At 35.9% G+C, this 20,198-nt stretch carries 11 protein-coding genes, 2 tRNA genes and 1 pseudogene; 4 read left to right on the top strand and 10 right to left on the bottom strand.

Annotation, left to right across the window (positions count from 1 at the left end):
• Positions 1-86 precede the first annotated feature (86 nt).
• On the bottom strand, positions 87-1,376 hold the full coding sequence (locus ACFIMW_RS07380) for an adenylosuccinate synthase (protein ID WP_375608646.1): 1,290 nt from the start codon (positions 1,374-1,376) through the stop codon (positions 87-89).
• Positions 1,377-1,759: 383 nt separating this feature from the next.
• Positions 1,760-2,923 (bottom strand): phosphoserine transaminase, encoded by a 1,164-nt coding sequence (locus ACFIMW_RS07375; RefSeq protein WP_375608645.1) that lies wholly within the window; start codon positions 2,921-2,923, stop codon positions 1,760-1,762.
• 420 nt (positions 2,924-3,343) lie between these two features.
• On the opposite strand from ACFIMW_RS07375, the gene ACFIMW_RS07370 reads away from it, so the two are divergent.
• Positions 3,344-3,419: transfer RNA gene (locus ACFIMW_RS07370), tRNA-Phe, on the top strand.
• Positions 3,420-4,743: 1,324 nt separating this feature from the next.
• Here ACFIMW_RS07370 and ACFIMW_RS07365 read toward each other — a convergent pair.
• Together ACFIMW_RS07365 and ACFIMW_RS07360 are read right to left on the bottom strand one after the other, a co-directional pair.
• Complete coding sequence (locus tag ACFIMW_RS07365; protein WP_375608644.1) at positions 4,744-5,184, bottom strand: hypothetical protein; 441 nt, start codon at positions 5,182-5,184, stop codon at positions 4,744-4,746.
• Positions 5,185-5,612: 428 nt separating this feature from the next.
• Positions 5,613-5,942: a hypothetical protein gene (locus ACFIMW_RS07360; protein ID WP_375608643.1), complete on the bottom strand. Its 330-nt coding sequence runs from the start codon at positions 5,940-5,942 to the stop codon at positions 5,613-5,615.
• An 865-nt stretch (positions 5,943-6,807) separates the two neighbouring features.
• On the opposite strand from ACFIMW_RS07360, the gene ACFIMW_RS07355 reads away from it, so the two are divergent.
• Positions 6,808-7,872: a ThiF family adenylyltransferase gene (locus ACFIMW_RS07355; protein ID WP_375608642.1), complete on the top strand. Its 1,065-nt coding sequence runs from the start codon at positions 6,808-6,810 to the stop codon at positions 7,870-7,872.
• On the top strand, positions 7,869-9,089 hold the full coding sequence (locus tag ACFIMW_RS07350; RefSeq protein WP_375608641.1) for an MFS transporter: 1,221 nt from the start codon (positions 7,869-7,871) through the stop codon (positions 9,087-9,089). The genes ACFIMW_RS07355 and ACFIMW_RS07350 overlap by 4 nt, the downstream gene beginning before the upstream one ends.
• A 286-nt stretch (positions 9,090-9,375) precedes the next feature.
• Here ACFIMW_RS07350 and ACFIMW_RS07345 read toward each other — a convergent pair.
• Positions 9,376-9,725: pseudogene (locus ACFIMW_RS07345) on the bottom strand (integrase); the annotation flags it as partial.
• A gap of 638 nt (positions 9,726-10,363) precedes the next feature.
• Positions 10,364-10,454, bottom strand: a tRNA-Ser gene (locus tag ACFIMW_RS07340).
• A 329-nt stretch (positions 10,455-10,783) separates the two neighbouring features.
• On the opposite strand from ACFIMW_RS07340, the gene ACFIMW_RS07335 reads away from it, so the two are divergent.
• On the top strand, positions 10,784-11,980 hold the full coding sequence (locus tag ACFIMW_RS07335) for a porin (RefSeq protein WP_375608640.1): 1,197 nt from the start codon (positions 10,784-10,786) through the stop codon (positions 11,978-11,980).
• Positions 11,981-13,227: 1,247 nt separating this feature from the next.
• Here the strand turns inward: ACFIMW_RS07335 and ACFIMW_RS07330 are convergent.
• From ACFIMW_RS07330 to ACFIMW_RS07315, 4 genes are all read right to left on the bottom strand, one after another.
• Entirely contained in the window at positions 13,228-14,034 is an 807-nt protein-coding gene (locus ACFIMW_RS07330; protein ID WP_375608639.1) for an N-acetylmuramoyl-L-alanine amidase, read from the bottom strand.
• Positions 14,035-14,885: 851 nt separating this feature from the next.
• Positions 14,886-17,060 carry an isocitrate/isopropylmalate family dehydrogenase gene (locus ACFIMW_RS07325; protein WP_375608638.1) on the bottom strand — a complete coding sequence of 725 codons (2,175 nt, stop codon included), beginning with the start codon at positions 17,058-17,060 and terminating at the stop codon, positions 14,886-14,888.
• Positions 17,057-17,788, bottom strand: coding sequence for an alpha/beta fold hydrolase (locus ACFIMW_RS07320; protein ID WP_375607409.1), 732 nt, complete (start codon positions 17,786-17,788; stop codon positions 17,057-17,059). The genes ACFIMW_RS07325 and ACFIMW_RS07320 overlap by 4 nt, the downstream gene beginning before the upstream one ends.
• Positions 17,789-18,057: 269 nt before the next feature.
• Positions 18,058-19,254: a multidrug effflux MFS transporter gene (locus tag ACFIMW_RS07315; RefSeq protein WP_375608637.1), complete on the bottom strand. Its 1,197-nt coding sequence runs from the start codon at positions 19,252-19,254 to the stop codon at positions 18,058-18,060.
• Positions 19,255-20,198: the final 944 nt, after the last annotated feature.

Genomic DNA, 20,198 nt, shown 5'->3' with positions numbered 1-20,198 from the left:
CTTTCTCTCACGTGCTCTTAAAAATCTTCTTTGTAAAAAGGTACAGAAACAAATAAAGAACACATATAGTAATCTAAAAACAATCATCAATTTGCAAAGGGATCTGTAATCAGAATAGTATCTTCACGCTCTGGACTCGTGGATAATAAAGCTACTTTTGTATTAATCCGTTCTTCAATATAGCGTATGTATTTAACAGCCTGCGCAGGTAAATCTTCCCACGTCAGCGCATGTGCTGTTTTTTCCTTCCAACCTTCTAATGTTTCATAAACAGGCTTCACCCGAGCTTGAGCTCCCATGGAAGAAGGTAAATAATCAATCCTTCTACCATCAAGCTCATAACCAATACAAATTTTTATTTCATCTAAACCATCCAAAACATCAAGTTTTGTCAATGCTATCCCTTGCACACCGCAAATTGTTACCATCTGACGTACTAAGACAGCATCAAACCAACCACATCGACGCTTTCGCCCCGTTACAACACCAAATTCATGTCCACGCACTCCCAGAAATTCACCAATATCATTTATTTGCTCTGTCGGAAACGGCCCTTCTCCAACGCGTGTAGTATAAGCTTTTGCAATACCCAAAACATAATGAATTACACCAGGTCCCATCCCTGAACCTGTACATGCCTGCCCAGCAACTGTATTCGATGACGTTACATAAGGATAAGTTCCAAAATCATTATCTAATAAAGCACCTTGCGCACCTTCAAAAAGAATGTGTTTCCCTCCTCGATACGCTTCATCTAAAAGACGCCACGTACAATCCATAAAGGGTAAAATTTTATCCGCGACTTGTATCAATTCATCATAAAGTGCTTGAGAATCAATTTCCACAACACCCATTCCACGACGCAAAGCATTATGATGCCTCAAAAGCCGCTCAATCTTAGCCATAAGCGTATCTTTTTCTGCTAAATCCATCACTCGGATAGCACGACGTCCTACCTTATCTTCATAAGCCGGTCCAATACCACGCTTTGTTGTACCAATCTTTAAACCAGATAAACCGCTTTCTCGAATTGCATCAAGGTCACGATGCAAAGAAAGAATCAAGGGAGCATTTTCAGCAATCCGTAAAATTTCTGGTGTAATTTGTACACCCTGATCACATAGTTTTTTTAATTCTGCAACAAAATGATGAGGATCAACAACAACACCATTTCCAATGATTGATAGCTTTCCACGCACTAAACCAGATGGTAAAAGTGATAATTTATAACTCACTCCATCAATAACCAATGTATGGCCAGCATTATGCCCCCCTTGATATCTTACCACAATATCTGCTCGCTCAGACAACCAATCTACAATTTTACCTTTGCCTTCATCACCCCATTGTGTACCGACAACAACTACATTGGCCATAACTTTCTCCGTCGTGTTTGGTCAAAAAAACCAGCATTCAAAAACAAATGCTTCCTTATAACGAAACCTTAGAGCAAGTGCGACTCCTCATTTCAGATTTTTTTCAATCTTCAAGTGATTAAATTTTACAATTTATGATAATAAAAATAAACAAATACCAAAATATTCTCAATCTGTCATTTTTGCCACAAAACGCAAAAAGATAGAGATTTTAATTTGTGCTTTACCTAACACCTGACAAAGCATTCATTTTCCCTTCTTTCTTTCACAATTCATGTAATATTCAGAAGCCATTTCTCTGACACAAGAATACGAAAGATCATCATAACCTCTCGTATCCTTTTTCTGTTTAAAAACGCGTTGCAAAAATCGCCAGTAATTATTTAAAGCTGAGCTTTTTCAACTTGGAACGCCCATTCAAGCCATTGTGTTAAAATTTCAAGATCGGAAGCCTCAATTGTTATACCCGCCCAAATTCGAAGCCCAGGAGGAGCATCTCGATACGAACCGATATCATAAGCGACCCCTTCCTCATCAAGACGACTCACAACCGCTTTTATAAAAGATATTCGCTTTTCATTATCCAAAGCAGTAATCACTGGATCCACAATATCTAAGCAAATGGATGTGTTAGAACGCATTTCAGGATCTTTTGCCAAATATTCTAACCATGGTGTTTTGCGAATAAAAGCATCAAGTACAGAAAAGTTTTTCTCAACCCGTGCTCTTAATGCCGCTGCACCTCCTAGAGACCTTGCCCACCTCAACCCATCAAGAAAATCTTCAACACAAAGCATAGAAGGCGTATTGATTATCTTTCCTTTAAAAATATCTTCGTTCAACTTTCCATTTTTCGTCATACAGAAAAGCTGTGGCATAGGCCAAGCTGGAACATGATTCTCAAGCCTCTCAACAGCACGAGGACTTAAAATCACCATACCATGTGCTGCTTCACCTCCCAAAACTTTCTGCCATGAAAACGTCACAACATCTAATTTTGAAAAATCGAGATATTGCGCAAAAGCAGCAGATGTTGCATCACAAATGGTCAATCCAGCCCGCTTATCCGGAATGAAATCCGCATTAGGAATACGTACACCAGAAGTTGTCCCATTCCATGTGAAAACAACATCACGATCAAAGTCAAGTTGTGTTAAATCTGGTATTTCACCATAAGGGGCTTCAAAACGACGCACATCAGAAAGCTTTAATTGCTCGACAACATCTTTATTCCACCCTAATCCAAAACTTTCCCACGCCGCCATATCAATGCCACGCTCACCTAATAAAGACCATAAAGCGGCCTCAACAGCACCGGTATCTGAACCAGGCATAATTCCTATACGATGATCAGAAGGAACTTCAAGAATCTCACGGGTTAAATCAACAACTTCAGCAAGTTTTAATTCTGCTTCTCTCGATCTATGTGAACGCCCAACTAATGCATTTTTAAGAGTTTCAAGACTCCAGCCAGGTCGTTTACTACAAGGACCTGAAGAAAAATTAGTATTATTAGGACGACTACTTGGTTTTTGTAACACTATCATTATTTCTCCCCTTTTAGATGACTTGCTTTCTTTATGATGACTTGTTCTCTTTATAAAGAAAAACAAATTACTATAAAGACTACTCAATAGCCTCTTTTTAAAAGTCCAAAATGTCTTCTATTTATTTCGTAAGCTTAAAATTCACGGAAACTTTGTAAAAAAATCTTTTTTAATCATGCTGTTAGATTGATTCTTTTATTTTTTTTCGTATCACCACCACGATAAGAATAGCATTCTGATAACAACACACTAACGTATCATAACATACCTATCAAGTTTATTTTATAATAAAAATTCATTGATAACTCTCTAGAATAGGAAGATAAACTTATTAAAAAATCAATTATTTTTCTTTTGATGACTGGACAGAGAAAATTTTAATGTTATAACCACAAACACTTTACATGTTTTATGAAGCATGCCCAGATAGCTCAGTAGGTAGAGCAGCGGACTGAAAATCCGCGTGTCCGTGGTTCGAATCCGCGTCTGGGCACCATGCTTTTTTATTGGTTATAATTTGTTATTTGTAATGTTGTTCTTTAAACATGAGGGATACCAGAATAAATATTGAGGAAGTGGAATTTTCCAATATGCCCCTACAAAGCACATTCTTAGTAAATGACTTCTAATATGTATTTGAAGCCTGCTAAGTATTCTTGCGTCAAACCATTTAACACTCTCATAAACACGACAACAGTTTCATACTACAACAGACAAAGGTTTGATTTTGAAGTTCTTTTGACAAGCGTAGGATTCTTTCGAGATATTTTTTAGCCATACCAGGGATGCTTATAAGGATCTCTACTTTTAAAAAGTCAAAATCTTTAAAGATCTCTTTCATTACAATCATTCGACCTCAAAACAGGTATTTCTTCAATATTAAAAAAACAATATCCTTTAAGATCATAAGAAAAAATTTAATCTCCTAGCAAATATGTTGAATCAAGAGAAATGTATCACAATTATAAAATCTGATTATCTATAAAGTCTGATTATCATTATCTCTTCTCCCTCAACAAAGAAACTCTCCTTCAATGTACTAATGTATTATATTCGACAGACAACGTAATGATATTAGAGAAAAGATTTTCTTATACTCTGTTATTTGTAATTCAACAAAATCCCCCATCACGGATTAAACTTCAAATCCAATTGAAAAATGGACACAAAATGGTGAAGTATAAAAGTTAAAAGAACATGGATCACACAGACTTTAACGAATAAGAAAATTTCTTCCCTGAAATCACTTTTCAAAAAATTTATTTGTTAGGAAAATAAGAAATAATAGAGCGAAAATACATTTTATAAAAAACGCACCTACGCATTCTCACTTGTAAAGAAAAGGCTCTTTGAGTATGAACTTAAAATAGTTTATTATCAATGGCAGATTGGAAAAACTTGGACTTTTCTCACAGCACCGTGAAGCGAAAAAAACTGTAGAAACACAAGGTTTTCTCTCATCCGTCATGAGAGAAAATTTTAATCATACATCTAAGTTCTGTTTTTAAAAACCTATCTTCTTGCCTTATCTAAAACATGAGACAATACATTCAATCATCAGTATTATACATCGCCATATTCAAAACGAGTACCATAAAAAAATGAAACATTGGTCTACTTTTATTGTCCTTTTTCGAATAGTCCCTCGAGTGCGGCATCTCGTTTTTTCACCACTTTTTCTAATTCTGCAACGACCTTTTTATACAATTTCGAACGTTTCGAAAAAGAATAACAAAGCGTAATGACTGCTATCTGAAAAAAACAACTAATAATTGTATTTATGAAAACAAACAGTATCATAAGAGCCATCATTTTTCTCTCTATTTTTGTGCTGAAAAAGCTTTATCTCGCTGCTGAAGAGTGTCTTCTAATTGCCGAAGTGTTTTTTTCAATTTCTTCGTCAATCGTATGTGTAAAATTAAAATAATCGGGATAGCCATAAAACAACAGATCAAAATAAATAGGCTTAAAATACATATAAAAGTAAGAATATCAAACTCTCTGACCCCATCCAATACTTGAATAATGGCCTCATCCAATATCTGGATAATGACCTCATCCAACATCTGGATAACAGAGCCTACAGCCATATTTATAACAAATATGCAGAAGGCTATTTTACAATCCTTCGATGAAAGCGCCATAGCTTCTTTAAACGCTAAAACTTTAGATTCTTTGTCAAAGGTTGAAGAGACTCCCGACATTTTATTATCTGGATTTTGAAGTGTCTCATGCAATGATTGTGTTTCTTGTATTGTCATATTGATCTCATTTTTTCCTTCATTTTCGGAACCTATTCCTCGTGCTTCTCCATACCTTTTCTATCTATCTCTTTCCGCTTTTTGACAGTTTCTGTTACACAAAAACAAAGACTCCCTATAATAACCGTAACAGATATGATGAGTACTATTGCAAATCCCACCGTTCATTCCTTTTTCAATGAAAGCGTTGTTCATCATCTCATGCATTCTTCCTCATTTGCATCAATGAACAACTTTCTGTTTCTTTATCGAGATATTTTCTTCAGATTTTGAAGCCTGTTGTTTAAACTATCAACTTCGTGATTGAGCCTTTCAAGTTCTTTATTGAATCCATTAACATGTCCATGATGTTCAGAAATCACTTCTAAGTAATGTAACATTTGAGACTGATCTTTACGCTTATTTGCTTCACCTAACCCTCGAAAGGCTTATGTTCTTTTCTCAACATGCTCAAATAGAGTAAAAGCCTTCTCGAGCCGCTCAAAAACCGCAGCATTGCGTTTTAGAATTGTTTGATATTTATAAGAAAGTTGTTTGTTGTTTGGCATATTTTTCAGCAATGCCAAATAGAGTTCCTGCTGTTCAACAGCTATCCTCTTCAAATCATCTACCGCTACCTCTAATATTTTCATGGCATCGTTCCATCCCCGTTCAGCATTTGTTTTTTCAAACTCGACTGAATCCAATTTTTGAACCGCATCATCACGTTCCTTGAACGTATTGGGAACAAAATAATTTATCCATACCAGTATAGCCATACGAGGCAGACAAAAGATATGTTAGCAAAAATATGATAAGCAATAAGCCTTCTCTAAACAGAACTTTTGTAAACATTTTTCTATTTTTTCTCTCAACATACCAATTTAAATAGACACATAAATTCATATCAAAAGATTCGTAATGAAATTTATTAAATCTATTTTGAATAATCTACGATAAAAATAAAAAATGATAAATTGTACAACAATTAAATACGCTACACAGAGAGTAAAGCTATAAAAACTAATGTATTCAACAAAGTAGACGCGGATTTTCTATCTATCTTTATATCTCTAGAGAAACAATTTAATCATTTTATGCGTGACTTTAAAAGAGTTTAATATGTTGCTATAAATACTTCAAAAATGTTATTTTGATTAATAATCCATATTAAGAATAATGAAATAATGAGTAGACAAAACAGATCAACACAACCAATGATATTGAATGGTATATAAGCTACTTTTAATATAGATTTGGTTGTTTGATCAGTCGCAGAAATAAAAAAGTTTGTGTTTTTTATACAAATTTAAATTTATTCATTTTCTATATTACATTTTATGTTATCCTCGTTAAATTAATTAAAGATCATAGAGTTTTAATCTGATGAGATGCGTTCTTTTCTCAATGTACATTCATCAATATTTTATGTAAAAATATCTACTTTACATCATAAAAGTGTATTGACAATAAATAATATTTTTATTTAGGATCATCCTACCATGTAAGTGGTGAATAATGAAAACATAAATAAAGGGGGGGATCATGGATCATTCAGAATGTAATTAATGACTAAAGAAAATTCTTTTCCCTAAGAAATAATCCTAGGGAAAAGTTAGTTTGATCTATAAGTGGGGAGGAGAAATGAAACAACAATATATTTTAGGAAAATACACACGTGTTGTTGTTCGTGAAGAGGATGCTATTTTTGGTGCGGGTTCAAAGCAGTTTATTATCAATGATAAAAATTTTTGGGAGAACTTAGTGCTTATTGCAGCACAATGGGTAAAAAGAAAGACAGTAGATGAAGTTTACAATTCACTATCGTTAATCATGTTAAAAGAAAATTTTGACCGTGCGTTTGATTTTCTTGTTTCTAACCATTTTCTTGTCAAAGCTGAAACATCAGACAATATCCTCAATAATCGCTATTCCAGAAGTCATCTCCATTATCAAAGCTATGGTATGCATCCAACCTCCGTTCAGCATATCCTTTTGCAAAAAAGTGTCGTCATTTTAGGGTGTGGTGGGATTGGTAATCATGTATCAGCAATGCTTGCATCCTCTGGCGTTGGAAAATTGACTCTTGTTGACAATGATGTGATCGAGATAACCAACCTTACCAGACAAATTCTTTTTACTGAAGAAGATATCGGTCTTCCGAAAACAACAGTTCTTAAACGTGAGCTGATGCGGAGAAATAGCCAAATTGAAGTTCATGAATTACAAATGTTGATTACTGAAAAAGAGGATATCAACAATTTACCCAAAGCTGATTTATGGATCATTTCTGCTGATTCACCTGTTCAGCTAGGCCTATGGATCAATGAATGGTGTGTAAAAAACAAACAAGCCTATATAAATTCCGGTTATGTTAATGATATAGCTGTCTTTGGTCCATTTTACATACCTGGGAAAACTGGTTGTTACGCATGTAGCTCGTCTATAGGTAATCTTCCGGCAAAAAGCGACCATCTTATTTATGAAGCTTGTGTTATGATTAATAATAACTTCAAAGTTGCTACATTTCCCCCTGTTAATGCTCTTTCAGCCGCCATGTGTGCCAACGATGCTCTTAAATTTTTGGGTGGTTATGGAAGCCTTCTTTCCACTGATCGCCGTGTGGGGATATGGAGCAGCAAACTTTTCATAGAAGAACGTTCCCTCAAAAAAAATCCTCACTGTAAGGTTTGTGGAACAACACAATGAACAGACCACGCACCCTTGCTCTCACCTATGGCTCCTATAATGCTGTCCGCATGCTCATTGGTGTCTACCATGCTATTTTTTTAATGTCCATGGGAGTGAGTCTGGCGCAATTAGCTCTGCTTCAGGTTGTCTTTTCCACCACTATTCTGCTGCTTGATTTTCCCTGCGCTGTTTTATCTGACAGATATCGGCGTAAATATTCCGTAATGGCTGGGGTCTTTATGACAGGAGTATTTTATCTTCTATGCCTTCAAGCTCCCAATATAACGGCACTTATTATTGCGCAAATTCTCTATGCAGCGGGCATTTGCATCATTGTCAGCGCCATTGATGGATGGATTTACCATTCTCTAGGCGATAAACACGATCACTTTTCACATTATGCGCATCTTTATCACCAAGTTAATTCTTTCGGGAGTATTCTCAGTGGGATTATAGGTATTGGAACGATTTATTACTCTGGGCAATATTTTATGGGATATATCATCTCATGCCTTATGATGGGATTTATTTTCTTGGTCTTCCTTATTGTTCCTGAAGAAAAGAAATCGGTGATTGAAACGTCCAAAACAAAAACAATCTTGAACAATGCCAAGGAAACACTCTGGATTTTTCAAAACACCATGGGAGGAGCATGGTTTATTCTCCTCATGTGTCTTTTTAGCGCTGGTATTCAGATTATTTATCATTTCTGGCAACCGATCATACTTTCAGGGGGAAAAATTGATTACCTCAATGGTTCACAAATGTTCGTTTTGATGTGCTGCCATATTGGTGCCTTTTCAGCACAATATTTTTCAAACTTACTGATGTCTAAATATCATGTTCTTGATAAAAAATATAAGAATTCTATAAAATATTTTTCATTCTTGTCTGCTTTGATGTGCCTAGCACTCTATTTTTTTGTTCACAACCATCAAACGGCTGCATCCGTCATTGCCTTCTCTTTAATCCATGGATTTATTTGCACTGTACCGGTCGGTGCAAAAAGTTTATTTTTCTCAGAACTTGACCAAAAACAAACACAGCATATTTCTGGTGTTGTCGGTGCTGTATCTTTTAGCGGAAGAATATTTTCAATTACCGTATTAAGTATTATTTCTTTTCTCCCTGCAAAAGTTTCTCCATCTTATTATCTCATCGTACCGACCCTTACTTTTTTCATGTGTGGTTTGGTCGTCATGAAATGGATGAAACGCTCCCTCAAGTCTCCATGAAAGGAAAACCATAAAATTATCACCCAAAATGTTTTCTTCTAAAAGAGAACAATGTTCCTTTAGAGCATTGACTCATCTAGATTTCAACAATCAACGCATACATAAAGCAACACCTTAATTGATAATGATGATAATATCCCAACCTCGAACACCGTAAGATTCTTTCTGTTCAAATCTTTTTTATTTTGAATTAATGACAATTATTTTCTTGCACATCATCATCGAAGAAAAATGTATGGATAAAAACGATTGAGCAAAGAAAAAATGCCTCTTATGAACGCTCATAGTCAAGGACTGCCACTTTTGCATGCCATATGGGTGCAAGAATATTGCGTATCTCTGTTTGCCTAATCTCTGAAACGAGGAACTGCCTAATTTGGGGAGAACATGAAGTTTTAAGGGTGAAAACTAGTTCCCAGCCTTGCCATCTCCTTTTAATTCAGCTTGACAATTTTCATAAATCTCTACGGTCATGTCTTTTTAATAATGGAGATTACGCATTGCTTCACGCTTGTATTTATTCCGTTGGGCATTCCACTCCTCATGCAAAATAGAACACCCCAAACCCAATACATTTGCGTTACCAATTCACGGGCTTTTTTTAAGAGATATCTTTCAAAGAGCACTCAAGCCCATTTCACGATAATGCCCGTGAAGGGTATAACGATAAAACCCCTATGAAATAATAAAAACCATTGAGCACGCCATCTTTACACTTATGAAGAGCAAACCAACTCCATCACACAGGACTTGCCATCTCGTGGGTGTTGCGCGACAGCCCTTGGCACTTGAGACAGTTCATGAGAGGCATTTTTTCTTTGCTCAATCGTTTTTATTTATACGGTTCTCTCCGATTATGATCTGCGAGCAAATAATTGTCATTGGTTCAAGATAAAAAAGATTTGAACAGAAAGAATTTTACGGTGTTCGGGGTTCCAATTTAAATTAAATAACGACAAATTATATATATAAATCAATATGTTGTTACAGATACAAACAAAATCAACACAGAGATTGCGAAAATAAGAAACAACATGTGTGGCTAATGCAGGGCGCTACGGTTTCACAAATGAAAGCACTGTTTGGTTGGACTAAAGATAAATTGGATTAGAGATAAAATAGCATCGCTTTGTACCAAAACAGCCGATAGAAAATGCCTAGCAATAGAAATAACTAAAAAGCTACAAAAAATTTGGATTGGTAGAAAAGCAAATTAACGCAAACCACTGGAAACAAAATTCCTACACACAATCGACCACTTTTATAATAATAAATGGCGGAGAGGAAGAGATTCGAACTCTCGAGAGCCTTTTGAGCCCTACTCCCTTAGCAGGGGAGCGCCTTCGACCACTCGGCCACCTCTCCAACGATTGGCATAAATGGTATCAACAGAAAGTTCAAGACATTTTCGATTTTTTTCCAAAATATCTGAAATTTTTCTTCTGTATTGATTTCATAGAGTGATCTCATGGGGATAAAACGTTAACAAAATAAAAAATTGTGTCCTTTTTACCACACCCTATCGAATAGTATATGTATACATTACAAAAAAGTAATTTCATATTTGAATATCTAAAAAAGATCAGTATAGCTAGAATGATAAGTACCGTGTATTTTTCTGTATCTTTGTCTTTAATGCGTTAGGCAAGAGATACTCTTTAGAAGAAGATTAAAAAGGACCTCGGAGATCCCATATGAATATAAAATCCCTTTTTTTAAGCTCTACAACAGCTTTTTTAGCTGTTTCTGGAGCTCATGCTGCTTCAACAGCGATTGCCGAACCTGAACCTGTAGAATATATTCGCGTTTGTGATGCCTACGGAAAAGGATATTTCTATATCCCTGGAACAGAAACCTGTATACGTTTATCAGGAAATGTCCGCGCTGATTTTATAGGCGGTGATAATATCGATGCAACAACCGAAACTGAACTGAAAAACAAAAGAGATACCTATGGCGCAGCATCACGGCTCACCCTTGTTTTTCAAGCCGCCTCTGAAACAGAAATGGGAACACTTCGTTCATATGCGAGAATTTATTCAAACTGGGGGAATGGTAAAGATAATGCGAGTGCAAAGCTTGCAGCTGCTTACATTGAACTGGGTGGTTTTCGCGTAGGTCTTGATGATACAATTTTCAACAGCTGGACTGGTGATTATGGAAATGTTCTCAATGATGACAGCATAGCACCTGCTGGCACAACACGCACCAATTTTATTTCCTACACCTTTAGTGGTGACTCCGGTTTTTCTGCTATTATCGGCGCTGAATTAGGCAATAATGCAGATGATCTTCCTGGAACACAAGGATACTACATTGATAAAGATGGTAAACTTGTTTCTATCACGAATGATACTCTTCCGAGTAAATCAATTAAAAATTACACACCCAATGTGGTTTTAGGTATAAAGTTTATGCAAAAATGGGGTGGCTTTTCAGCAGTTACCGCATATGATACTTACTACAAAAAGTGGGCGGGAAAAATACGTGCAGATTTCAATGTTAACGATCGTTTCAATCTATGGGTAATGGCTGGTTATAAAAACGGCTTTGATTACTATACAGTTAATGCAAATGATGAATTATCACGAAACAGCACAACGATTTATGCAAACTGGGGTGGTAAATGGGCAGCTTGGGCGGGTGCCACTTACAAGCTTACTCCAAAAGCAAATTTGAATGCTCAAGTTTCTTATAGCGCTGTAAAAACCTTTGCAACTTCTGTAAATATTACATACACGTTGGTTCCAGGGTTTGTGATTACACCTGAATTAACCTATGTTTCTTGGAATGATGATCGCGTTATAAAAGATGCAAATAATAACGAAAAACATCTCTTTAATGGGAAAAACGCTTTCCAAGGGATGATTCGTTTACAGCGTTCATTCTAATCCTATTAGGCTACAGCTTTTAAAAACTGGCAACATAAGTTGCCAGTTTTTACTTTTGAAATAAAATATCATGATCTTTTCCTGATACTTATTGTCTTGTCTCTCGGAAAAAACCGACTTAATTTCATAAAACTACTCTTAGAAGATTAACCTGATATGCTTGATAAGAGCTCTCCACACGGACGTTTACACTTCACTTCAAATACAATCTCTTTCTTGCCCTTTAAAGCATGAATAACCTCCTTTGCTTTATGACCAAATTTGTCTTTCTTGATAATTTACTTCTAACCTTTGTAATTTCGGTCATGATCTTCTCAAATAAATTCTACACTGAACAAATAAAATATTGAAAAAAACAAGACATCATTGTGTTTTTGATATGCCTGAATATGTCTTCTATCAACACTCTAAAACACAACGTTTTATAACACTGCTTCATTAAAAAACTTAATCATCAAGAAACATGCTGTCAAAACGATGCAAACATCCCCTAAAGCAATAAAAGAGCAAAGAGATATATCTTCAAAAAATAAATTGACCTCTTCCCCTTCTAAAGAATAGCCCCCCTAACAGTAGCAATTTGTAAATGCCCTTATTTTTATTGAATCTGCATCACATTGATTTATAATCATAATTTATAATTTTGCATGTTTCAATTAACAAAAACCTTTCACTTGTACACGATAAACGGAGAGAGCCGTATGAATAAAAACGAGTACAGAAAACCCTTTTATGTATCGTTTTAAGTTCCAAGGGCTGTAGTAACATTGAGATCTGACAAAGAAGTGTACGATAATACTAGGCACTTTTATTAAGAATAAAAATGAGGATACACTTCATAGAGGATTTTAGATTATATTCTCTATGAACGTCGCTGTAAAATATATGTTGTGATACACACTAAAAAACATTTCTTTAAAACAAGCATGGAAATATACAATACAAGTCCATTTTATTTGAAGCGTTTTATCCTGCGTAGGGCACATGTCATCATATACGCAACATCTTGGCTTTATGCGTTTTTAAAGGAAGCGAAATATAAGACAAAGAAACAGTAAAATCTAATCTCTGCAAATCATAGAGCTTTCAGAGTTATGTTTCCATAAAACGCCTTATACCGTACAGGGGATTTTTACACGATTAATGTCCTTTTTACATAAAGCCAACTGGCAAAAAGCAGCCTTTCCTGATAATAAAAAGGCTTGCACGTAATCATACGCCATATTTTCAATTAAAACACATTGAATTCATGGAAAATATTTATCAACCAATGCATAAAGAATTGCTGCTGTTTCAACATCTAGAATCCCATCATAATTTTCTTGACGAAAATGAAGTTGAAATGCTCGGATCAAATCTTTGTATCCTGTTTGGGTACACGCAACAGAAATATCATATCCATAGCATTTTAGCTTCGCCAAAACATCTTCTTTGGATGGAAAGTTCTTAGAGAATTGCTCTTGATAATGACTTTTTAATTCGTCATCATACCATGCTCCTATACCTGCCCTATAAAGCTCTTTCCATGGAAAAGCTGCTCCTGGATCACTTTTTCTTCCAATGGCAATGTCACTATGTCCCACAACATCAGTTGGCATAATATCGGGATACCGTTGCAGAATATTCAAGGCAAGTTCCTTAACTGCATCAATTTGTATTGGGTTATAAGGAGGAAATATATCCCTCTCATCATGATAAGTCGTACAATCAACTGCCTCTTCTGAAGACTCAGAATAATCAGTCGCTAAATTAACAATTTCAACCCCAATAGATACATCATTGAGCTGACTATGCCCAGCCCATGAACTCACACCCGCATGCCATGCACGCTCATTTTCATCAACCAGATTAAAAATACGCATATCCTTAAAGCCTGCCTCACGATATGTCTGCTCTGAAGGATCAGGAACAAGATAGTGTGCACTAACCTTTTCTCCTGTAAGTGCCATAATCGAGGCTTTAAAATCAAGAGCTGTATAATGCATGACGAGAAAACGAACGCGACGATTAAAACTCTTGACAGAACGATAACTATTGTAATCAATCTGATACATAAAAGCCCTTTCTTTTTTGCTTAAAAAGACCACTGCACATCACAACAGATAGGATACTAACTGTTAAAATCCGCTGAACTTCCTATCTAGATACTAAGAATTACGACTGAAATTTGTTCATCAAAAACATTGATACTCTTATCAACAATTAAGACACATTTTTATTTCTCCCACACACGCGTAAAATGTTTTTAACCACATTCACAAATACACCACATTAAATATTTTTCCCAAAAAAATTCCTATAAATGACCAATCAAAAAGAAAACAAAAGCGTAAAATGATCACTCCTCAAATCTTCACGTCTTACAAAAAAAATAGTTCTTCCTGTTATCAAATTGAAAAATATCGCTCCTCGGGAAGCAAACACCCAACGGTCATGCTTACACAAAAACTTAAAGAAAAAATTTTATGAGGCCTTTACAGCAATTTATTATCCGATAACTGAACAGAAAATATTCACACGCAACACTTCATTGGCATATTTTTCAATAAAATTTGCAAAGATTTTCTCTAAAAGACACTGCTTCTTATCTTTTCACAGCATTGCTTTCTGATTGACAAAAGAAGCTCCATTATTGACAATACTTCAACCACACAAGTCTCTGGGCTCCTTTTATATGCTGTTAATAAGAGACAATACATTGATTTATAATCATAATTAATCATTATAAATATTGAGTGTAGCGAGATATAGTAAAGTTCTTAATCTTGAATCAATCAAAGTCATTTAATTACACATCAAAAGAAAAAACAGCCTATAGACAAAAACCCCTGAAGAAAAAGATCAAAATACTTCTTATAATAGAATGTTCAATAATTTAGGCAATATTTTACATCCCCATAGAGGTTCATTTTTTCTTCTCCATTTTCAAATATCTTTTTAAAACCAACCAAGCGGCATATTCTTGTAAGACGACACCTAAAAGTGGTCGCGTATAGGGAAAAGTTATACGATCATCACCATAACCTTTCATCCGTATAGTTATGGTAGCATGTCCAAGGCTTTCTGCTTGATTTTCTAATGTCTCCAAAGAAGGCTCTAGGCTCACTTCAACCTCAAGCAGTGAAATATCTTGTTTACCTTTTTCTATGGGCTGAAAATATTTTAAAAGCAGCGGATCATTGCCCAACCAACACACCTCTGCATGCATCGCTAATTGTTTAGAAGCAGTAGTAACTTCTGCACCAACCAAATATGGACGAAAATGATTTTCAAATTCTTCCACGAAATGTTGTTCCAAGGGTGCTTCTGATTGAGCAACCAGTTGCACCAAAACATAGGGGCTTTTCCATAAAAAATGCCGCTCAAAGGGTTCATTTTCAAGATGATCATCAACCCACTGCGCAATAGTACTTTCATCAATTCCAATCAAAGTCCATGCATACCCCGCACGCGATACAGAAGAATATCTCTTCTCGTTGTGTTCTAAATAATTCTCTAAAAGCGCAAGAGCCTGTGATGGTGGACCAGGCAAAACAACAAGCGTACTTCCATCGCAAGAGAGATAAAACCCTGGTGCTGTGCCTGTAGGATTATCAAGTACGGTTGCTGTCTCAGGAAACAATGCTTGACGTGCATTACTCTTATCCGCCGTAATCCCTAATCGTTGTAATTGACCTTTTATTGTTTGCCAAACATCTTCATGATGCACCAAAGGCTGCTTTACAGCTTGAGCAACTCCATCGCGTGTTTTATCATCTGATGTTGGTCCCAATCCCCCACTGATAATGATAAGATCTTCTTGTCCAAGACAAGAAACAACAGTCTCACTGATTTGCTGTAATTGATCAGCACAAACAAAATGACGTGTGACTTGAATATTTCTCTTGTTCAAGCTTTGGCTTAAATCTTGTAAGTTTGTATTCAAATATTGTCCTGAAAGGAGTTCATCACCAATGGTAATAATGGCAGCACGATGAACAAAGACAGAATTCATAAGAGAATTGCGAACAGCTTCAGCCATTTGACGGGTAGAGGCTATACCTCCAAGATCATAGGTAACGGTTTTTCCAGCACGAATAACCTGATCAACACTCTCAGACAGTTGTTTTGCTGCATCTTTAAAGCCTAAATGCTCTAAGAGTAAAGCCGTGGTATAAAGCATCGCAGAAGGATTGGCTTTATTTTGTCCAGCAATACGTGGTACGCTTCCATGAACAGGTTCAAAACAAGCAATCTCGCTCCCCACATTCACATGAGATGCAAGCTCCCCTCCTCCCATTATACCAGAGCCAAGAGTAGAGAGAATATTGCCAAACATATTTTCAGCAACAATCACACCAAACTGCTCTGGCTTGGTTGCAATCCACAAAGCAACCGCATCAACATTATGAATATCTGATTCAATTTCCGGATAGTTTTGCGCAATTTTCTCAAAAATTTCCTGAGCAAACTGACCACTTTCTCGCAGAACATTGGGCTTATCAGCAAAAGTAACCCGCCCAAACCCATGTCTGCGTGCATACGAAAAAGCATATTCAAATAACCGTTCTAAACCAAAGCGTGTCTGCAAACGAACTGTCCACGCGGCCTCCTCAAGCCCATATTTTGTCAAATTTGGATGTTTTAGCCAAACGGCTGTTTCAGGAGGAATACCCCGAAAATCCAATCCAGCATAAAGGCCTTCACTATTTTCTCTGATAACACAAAAATGAAAAGGACGTTGGGGACCAAAGATGTATCTTACAGGACATATATTCGCAAACAAACCTAACTTTTGGCGAAGTTGAAGTGCGGGAGAAACATAGCCAAGGTTTTTCTCTTTTAAATGCGGAGCAAGTTCTTTTAAAGCCGCTTCTTTTCCTTTACTGGTCACAGCACCAAGTAAAATAGCATCACTCTGAGTAATTTTTTGCCAAGTCGCTTGAGGAATAGGATCTCCTTCCTGTTTCCAACATTCAAAACCAATATCACCATAAGTCAATTCAATCGGCAATTGGAATTGCTCTAAGACCATCAGCGCAGCATCACAAACCTCTGATCCTATCCCATCACCAGGTAATACAAGTACTTTCTTTTTCATAGTCCCTCCAGCCACTCATCAATAACTGCATCCATCATAGTAGGATTATCCTCCCATAAACGCGTACCAGCACCAGAAACAATCTTATATTCATGGTTCAGATTATGACTTTTCGTCTGATTATCTACCGTTGCAAGTTGCGACTTTTCTCCCACTAAAGCTAAAAACTTCCCCTTATACTTAACTATTTCATCTCTAGCATCTATTTCTAATAAGAGTTTAAACCCTCTTGTCATGCGTTCAATTGCCACGCTTTTTTTTTCATCAGGAATCTCCAATAAGGCTCTTTTTTTCATAATGCCAGAAGGATGCATAAAACCATTGAGTATTTCCAAAGCCCCCGATAAATCATTATTTTCTAAGGAGGCAAGAATATCTCCAAGGCGCCGTTGCAAAACCTTATCTGGATAGCCAGGTGCATTCACAGCAAGCACAGCTTGAACATTGGGAAGCTGTACTGCCAATATTTGTACCAATGTTCCAGCCATAGAAAATCCTACCAACACCGTAGGCTCTTTAAAATAGCTTTTAAGTTTTTCTGTCATAAAAGATAAAGTCTCTACAACAGAATGATTGAGAACATGAGAACTCTTAGGAAAAAGAGAGAGTGTGTCCAGCAGAGTGACAGGGAATCCTTTTGTTGAACATAGCGTTGTCAATGGAGAACAAAAGACACCATCATCCCAAACTGGCATCACAGGAGAAAGAATAATAATAGGAAAGCGCATTGCTCAATTTTTCCCCCTATTTTAAAACATGCATTCAGGCAGAAACTCTTCCCACCCACTATCATGAAAATACAGATATGTTGAAATTCTAAACTCATAAGCTTCCCCCCCGTAATCAGTGATTTGTTAAACGCACACTAAGCCTGTGATAAATTTAACCCCACGCAATCAAACAACTTCATAAAAAAATTCATCTAATGTACAGGTGCCCCCATTTGTATAAAACATCAAAAGCATTTCCGCATAATGCTTTCTTTTTATCATTTTACTCAGCTTATTTCTGAAATCATAAAAACACGGGCATTTCGAATATAAATGATAAAACCAATGAGACAACACCCTGCTAACAAAGTTGCCATAGCCCGTGGGCTATGACCAGAGATTTTTCCGATAACCGCTGCACTGAGTGCCGCACTGCCTAATTGCAAAGACCCCATAACACCAGAAGCCGCTCCCGCAGCTTGCGGATGCGATGAAATAGCCAACGCTGTTCCTAACGGTAATAAAAAACCATTGCCAAAAGTAAGAACAGCAATAGCGATAAAACTTGTCACAAGGGGCCATGGGCTTAGATACATCTGCAAAGCAAAGAGCATGCCTCCTATAACAAAAATAATGTACCCTCGACAGACAGTTTTTTCCATAGACTCGCGTTCGAAAAACCATCGCGCTAAAAGATTTCCCAAAATATAGGGCAATGAAACACCAATATAGGTATAACTAATGTATATCGGCGAAAGCCCCAAAGTCGTGAGTAAAAAAGGCGATTCTACAATATAAGCAAAATAGGCTGCGTAAGAAAAACACGGAATAAGTGCATAAAAAATAAATTGTTTATTTCTAAGAACGCCTAGATATCCCTTCATAAATCCTATAGGAGAAAAATGCTGCCGTTTTTGAGGGGGTAGAGTTTCGCTTAGCACAAAACAACATAGCAACATGGTCAAAAATATAAAAAAGCTTAAAAAGATAAAAGTTGCCTGCCAATGAAAAGCTTGTATCAAAAGTCCACCAATGAAAGGTGCAAGTGCTGGTGACATTCCAATAAAAGGAAAAACAATCAAATAAAGTTTTCCAGCCGCTTTTTTATCCAACAAATCATTGATAATTGCACGACTTAAGACAAGTCCCGCACAAGCACCCAGACCTTGCAAGAAACGTAACACAAGAAAAGCGTGAATATGAACCGTATAAATCACACCAAGTGTCGTAAATAACCACAAGAATAAGCCCAATAGAAGTGTTTTTTTACGCCCAAAATTATCACTCAGCGGCCCATAAATGAGCTGCCCAAGTGCCAATGCCAACAAAAAAACCGCCACTGCACTTTGAATTTGAGATTGTGTCACTTGATAATATTGACGCATATCGCCCAGTGCCGGTAAAAAAATATCGGTAGAAATCAGCCCTCCTGTTGATAAACATACGATAAGTATAATGAATGGTAATGTATATTTATGTTTCATCAGGAAAGTCACACTTTTTATTTAGGTATTAAATATTATTTAATTAAATATAATTATATTTTATGCTTATATATGCAAATAATAATTATTAAAAGTGTTATTATTTTACTTTATAAAAATATTATTTTTTTATAGACAGCATTTTATTTTACAAACTTCACGAGCTAAAAAGTTACCCCCTAAATAAGCTCTCCTATACAAATACTTTGCCGTAATATTCCGTTGCTTTTTTCATTGATATTATAAGCAAAAGCATAATTTCTCTCTCCACGGCAACAGTCTCACTTTCTATACAATATCCATCAACGTTGATCGACAAAACGTAAAGCAGAAAAACAATCTCTAACGTATCTACCCCAAAATCACTATGGTGGCACATAACACAACAATAGCTTGAAGCCCCTATCAACACAAATAATTATGGAAAAAATCTTGATCTATCCCCTATACCATAAAATATAATGCTTTCTCTGCAAACCAACTCACAACCAAATATATCTTACTCATTTCATAAAACTCTTCATCTAAGATAAATATCAAAAAATTACCGTGTAACATATTAACAAATATGATGTCATAACAATTCAATAAGCTTTTTATTTAACTTAATCCATAATCTTTTATAACACTATGAATGAACGTTACTGATATTTATTTTTATCTTTAAATGCGCCTTCTAATCTCATTTTATAAATATTCTTCCCATAAAAACAGTAACACTTTTATAAAAATAAGCAGATATACCCCCTACTTTATAAGCTAGAAACCAATAAACGATAGTATACAATTTTTTTAAATTATTCTCTCTCATGAGAAATTCTATGATAATATGATAATAGTATACGGATAGACCGCCTTTTTTCAGACATAAGTGAGATTTTTTGAAGCGTATATTAACATTTTGTCTCTCATAACAAACATTTGTTTAAAGTGTTTTCTTCTCT

The sequence above is a fragment of the Bartonella sp. AC329YNZD genome (genome assembly GCF_042196685.1).
Classification (GTDB): domain Bacteria; phylum Pseudomonadota; class Alphaproteobacteria; order Rhizobiales; family Rhizobiaceae; genus Bartonella.
This window is presented reverse-complemented; position numbering and strand designations above follow the sequence as displayed.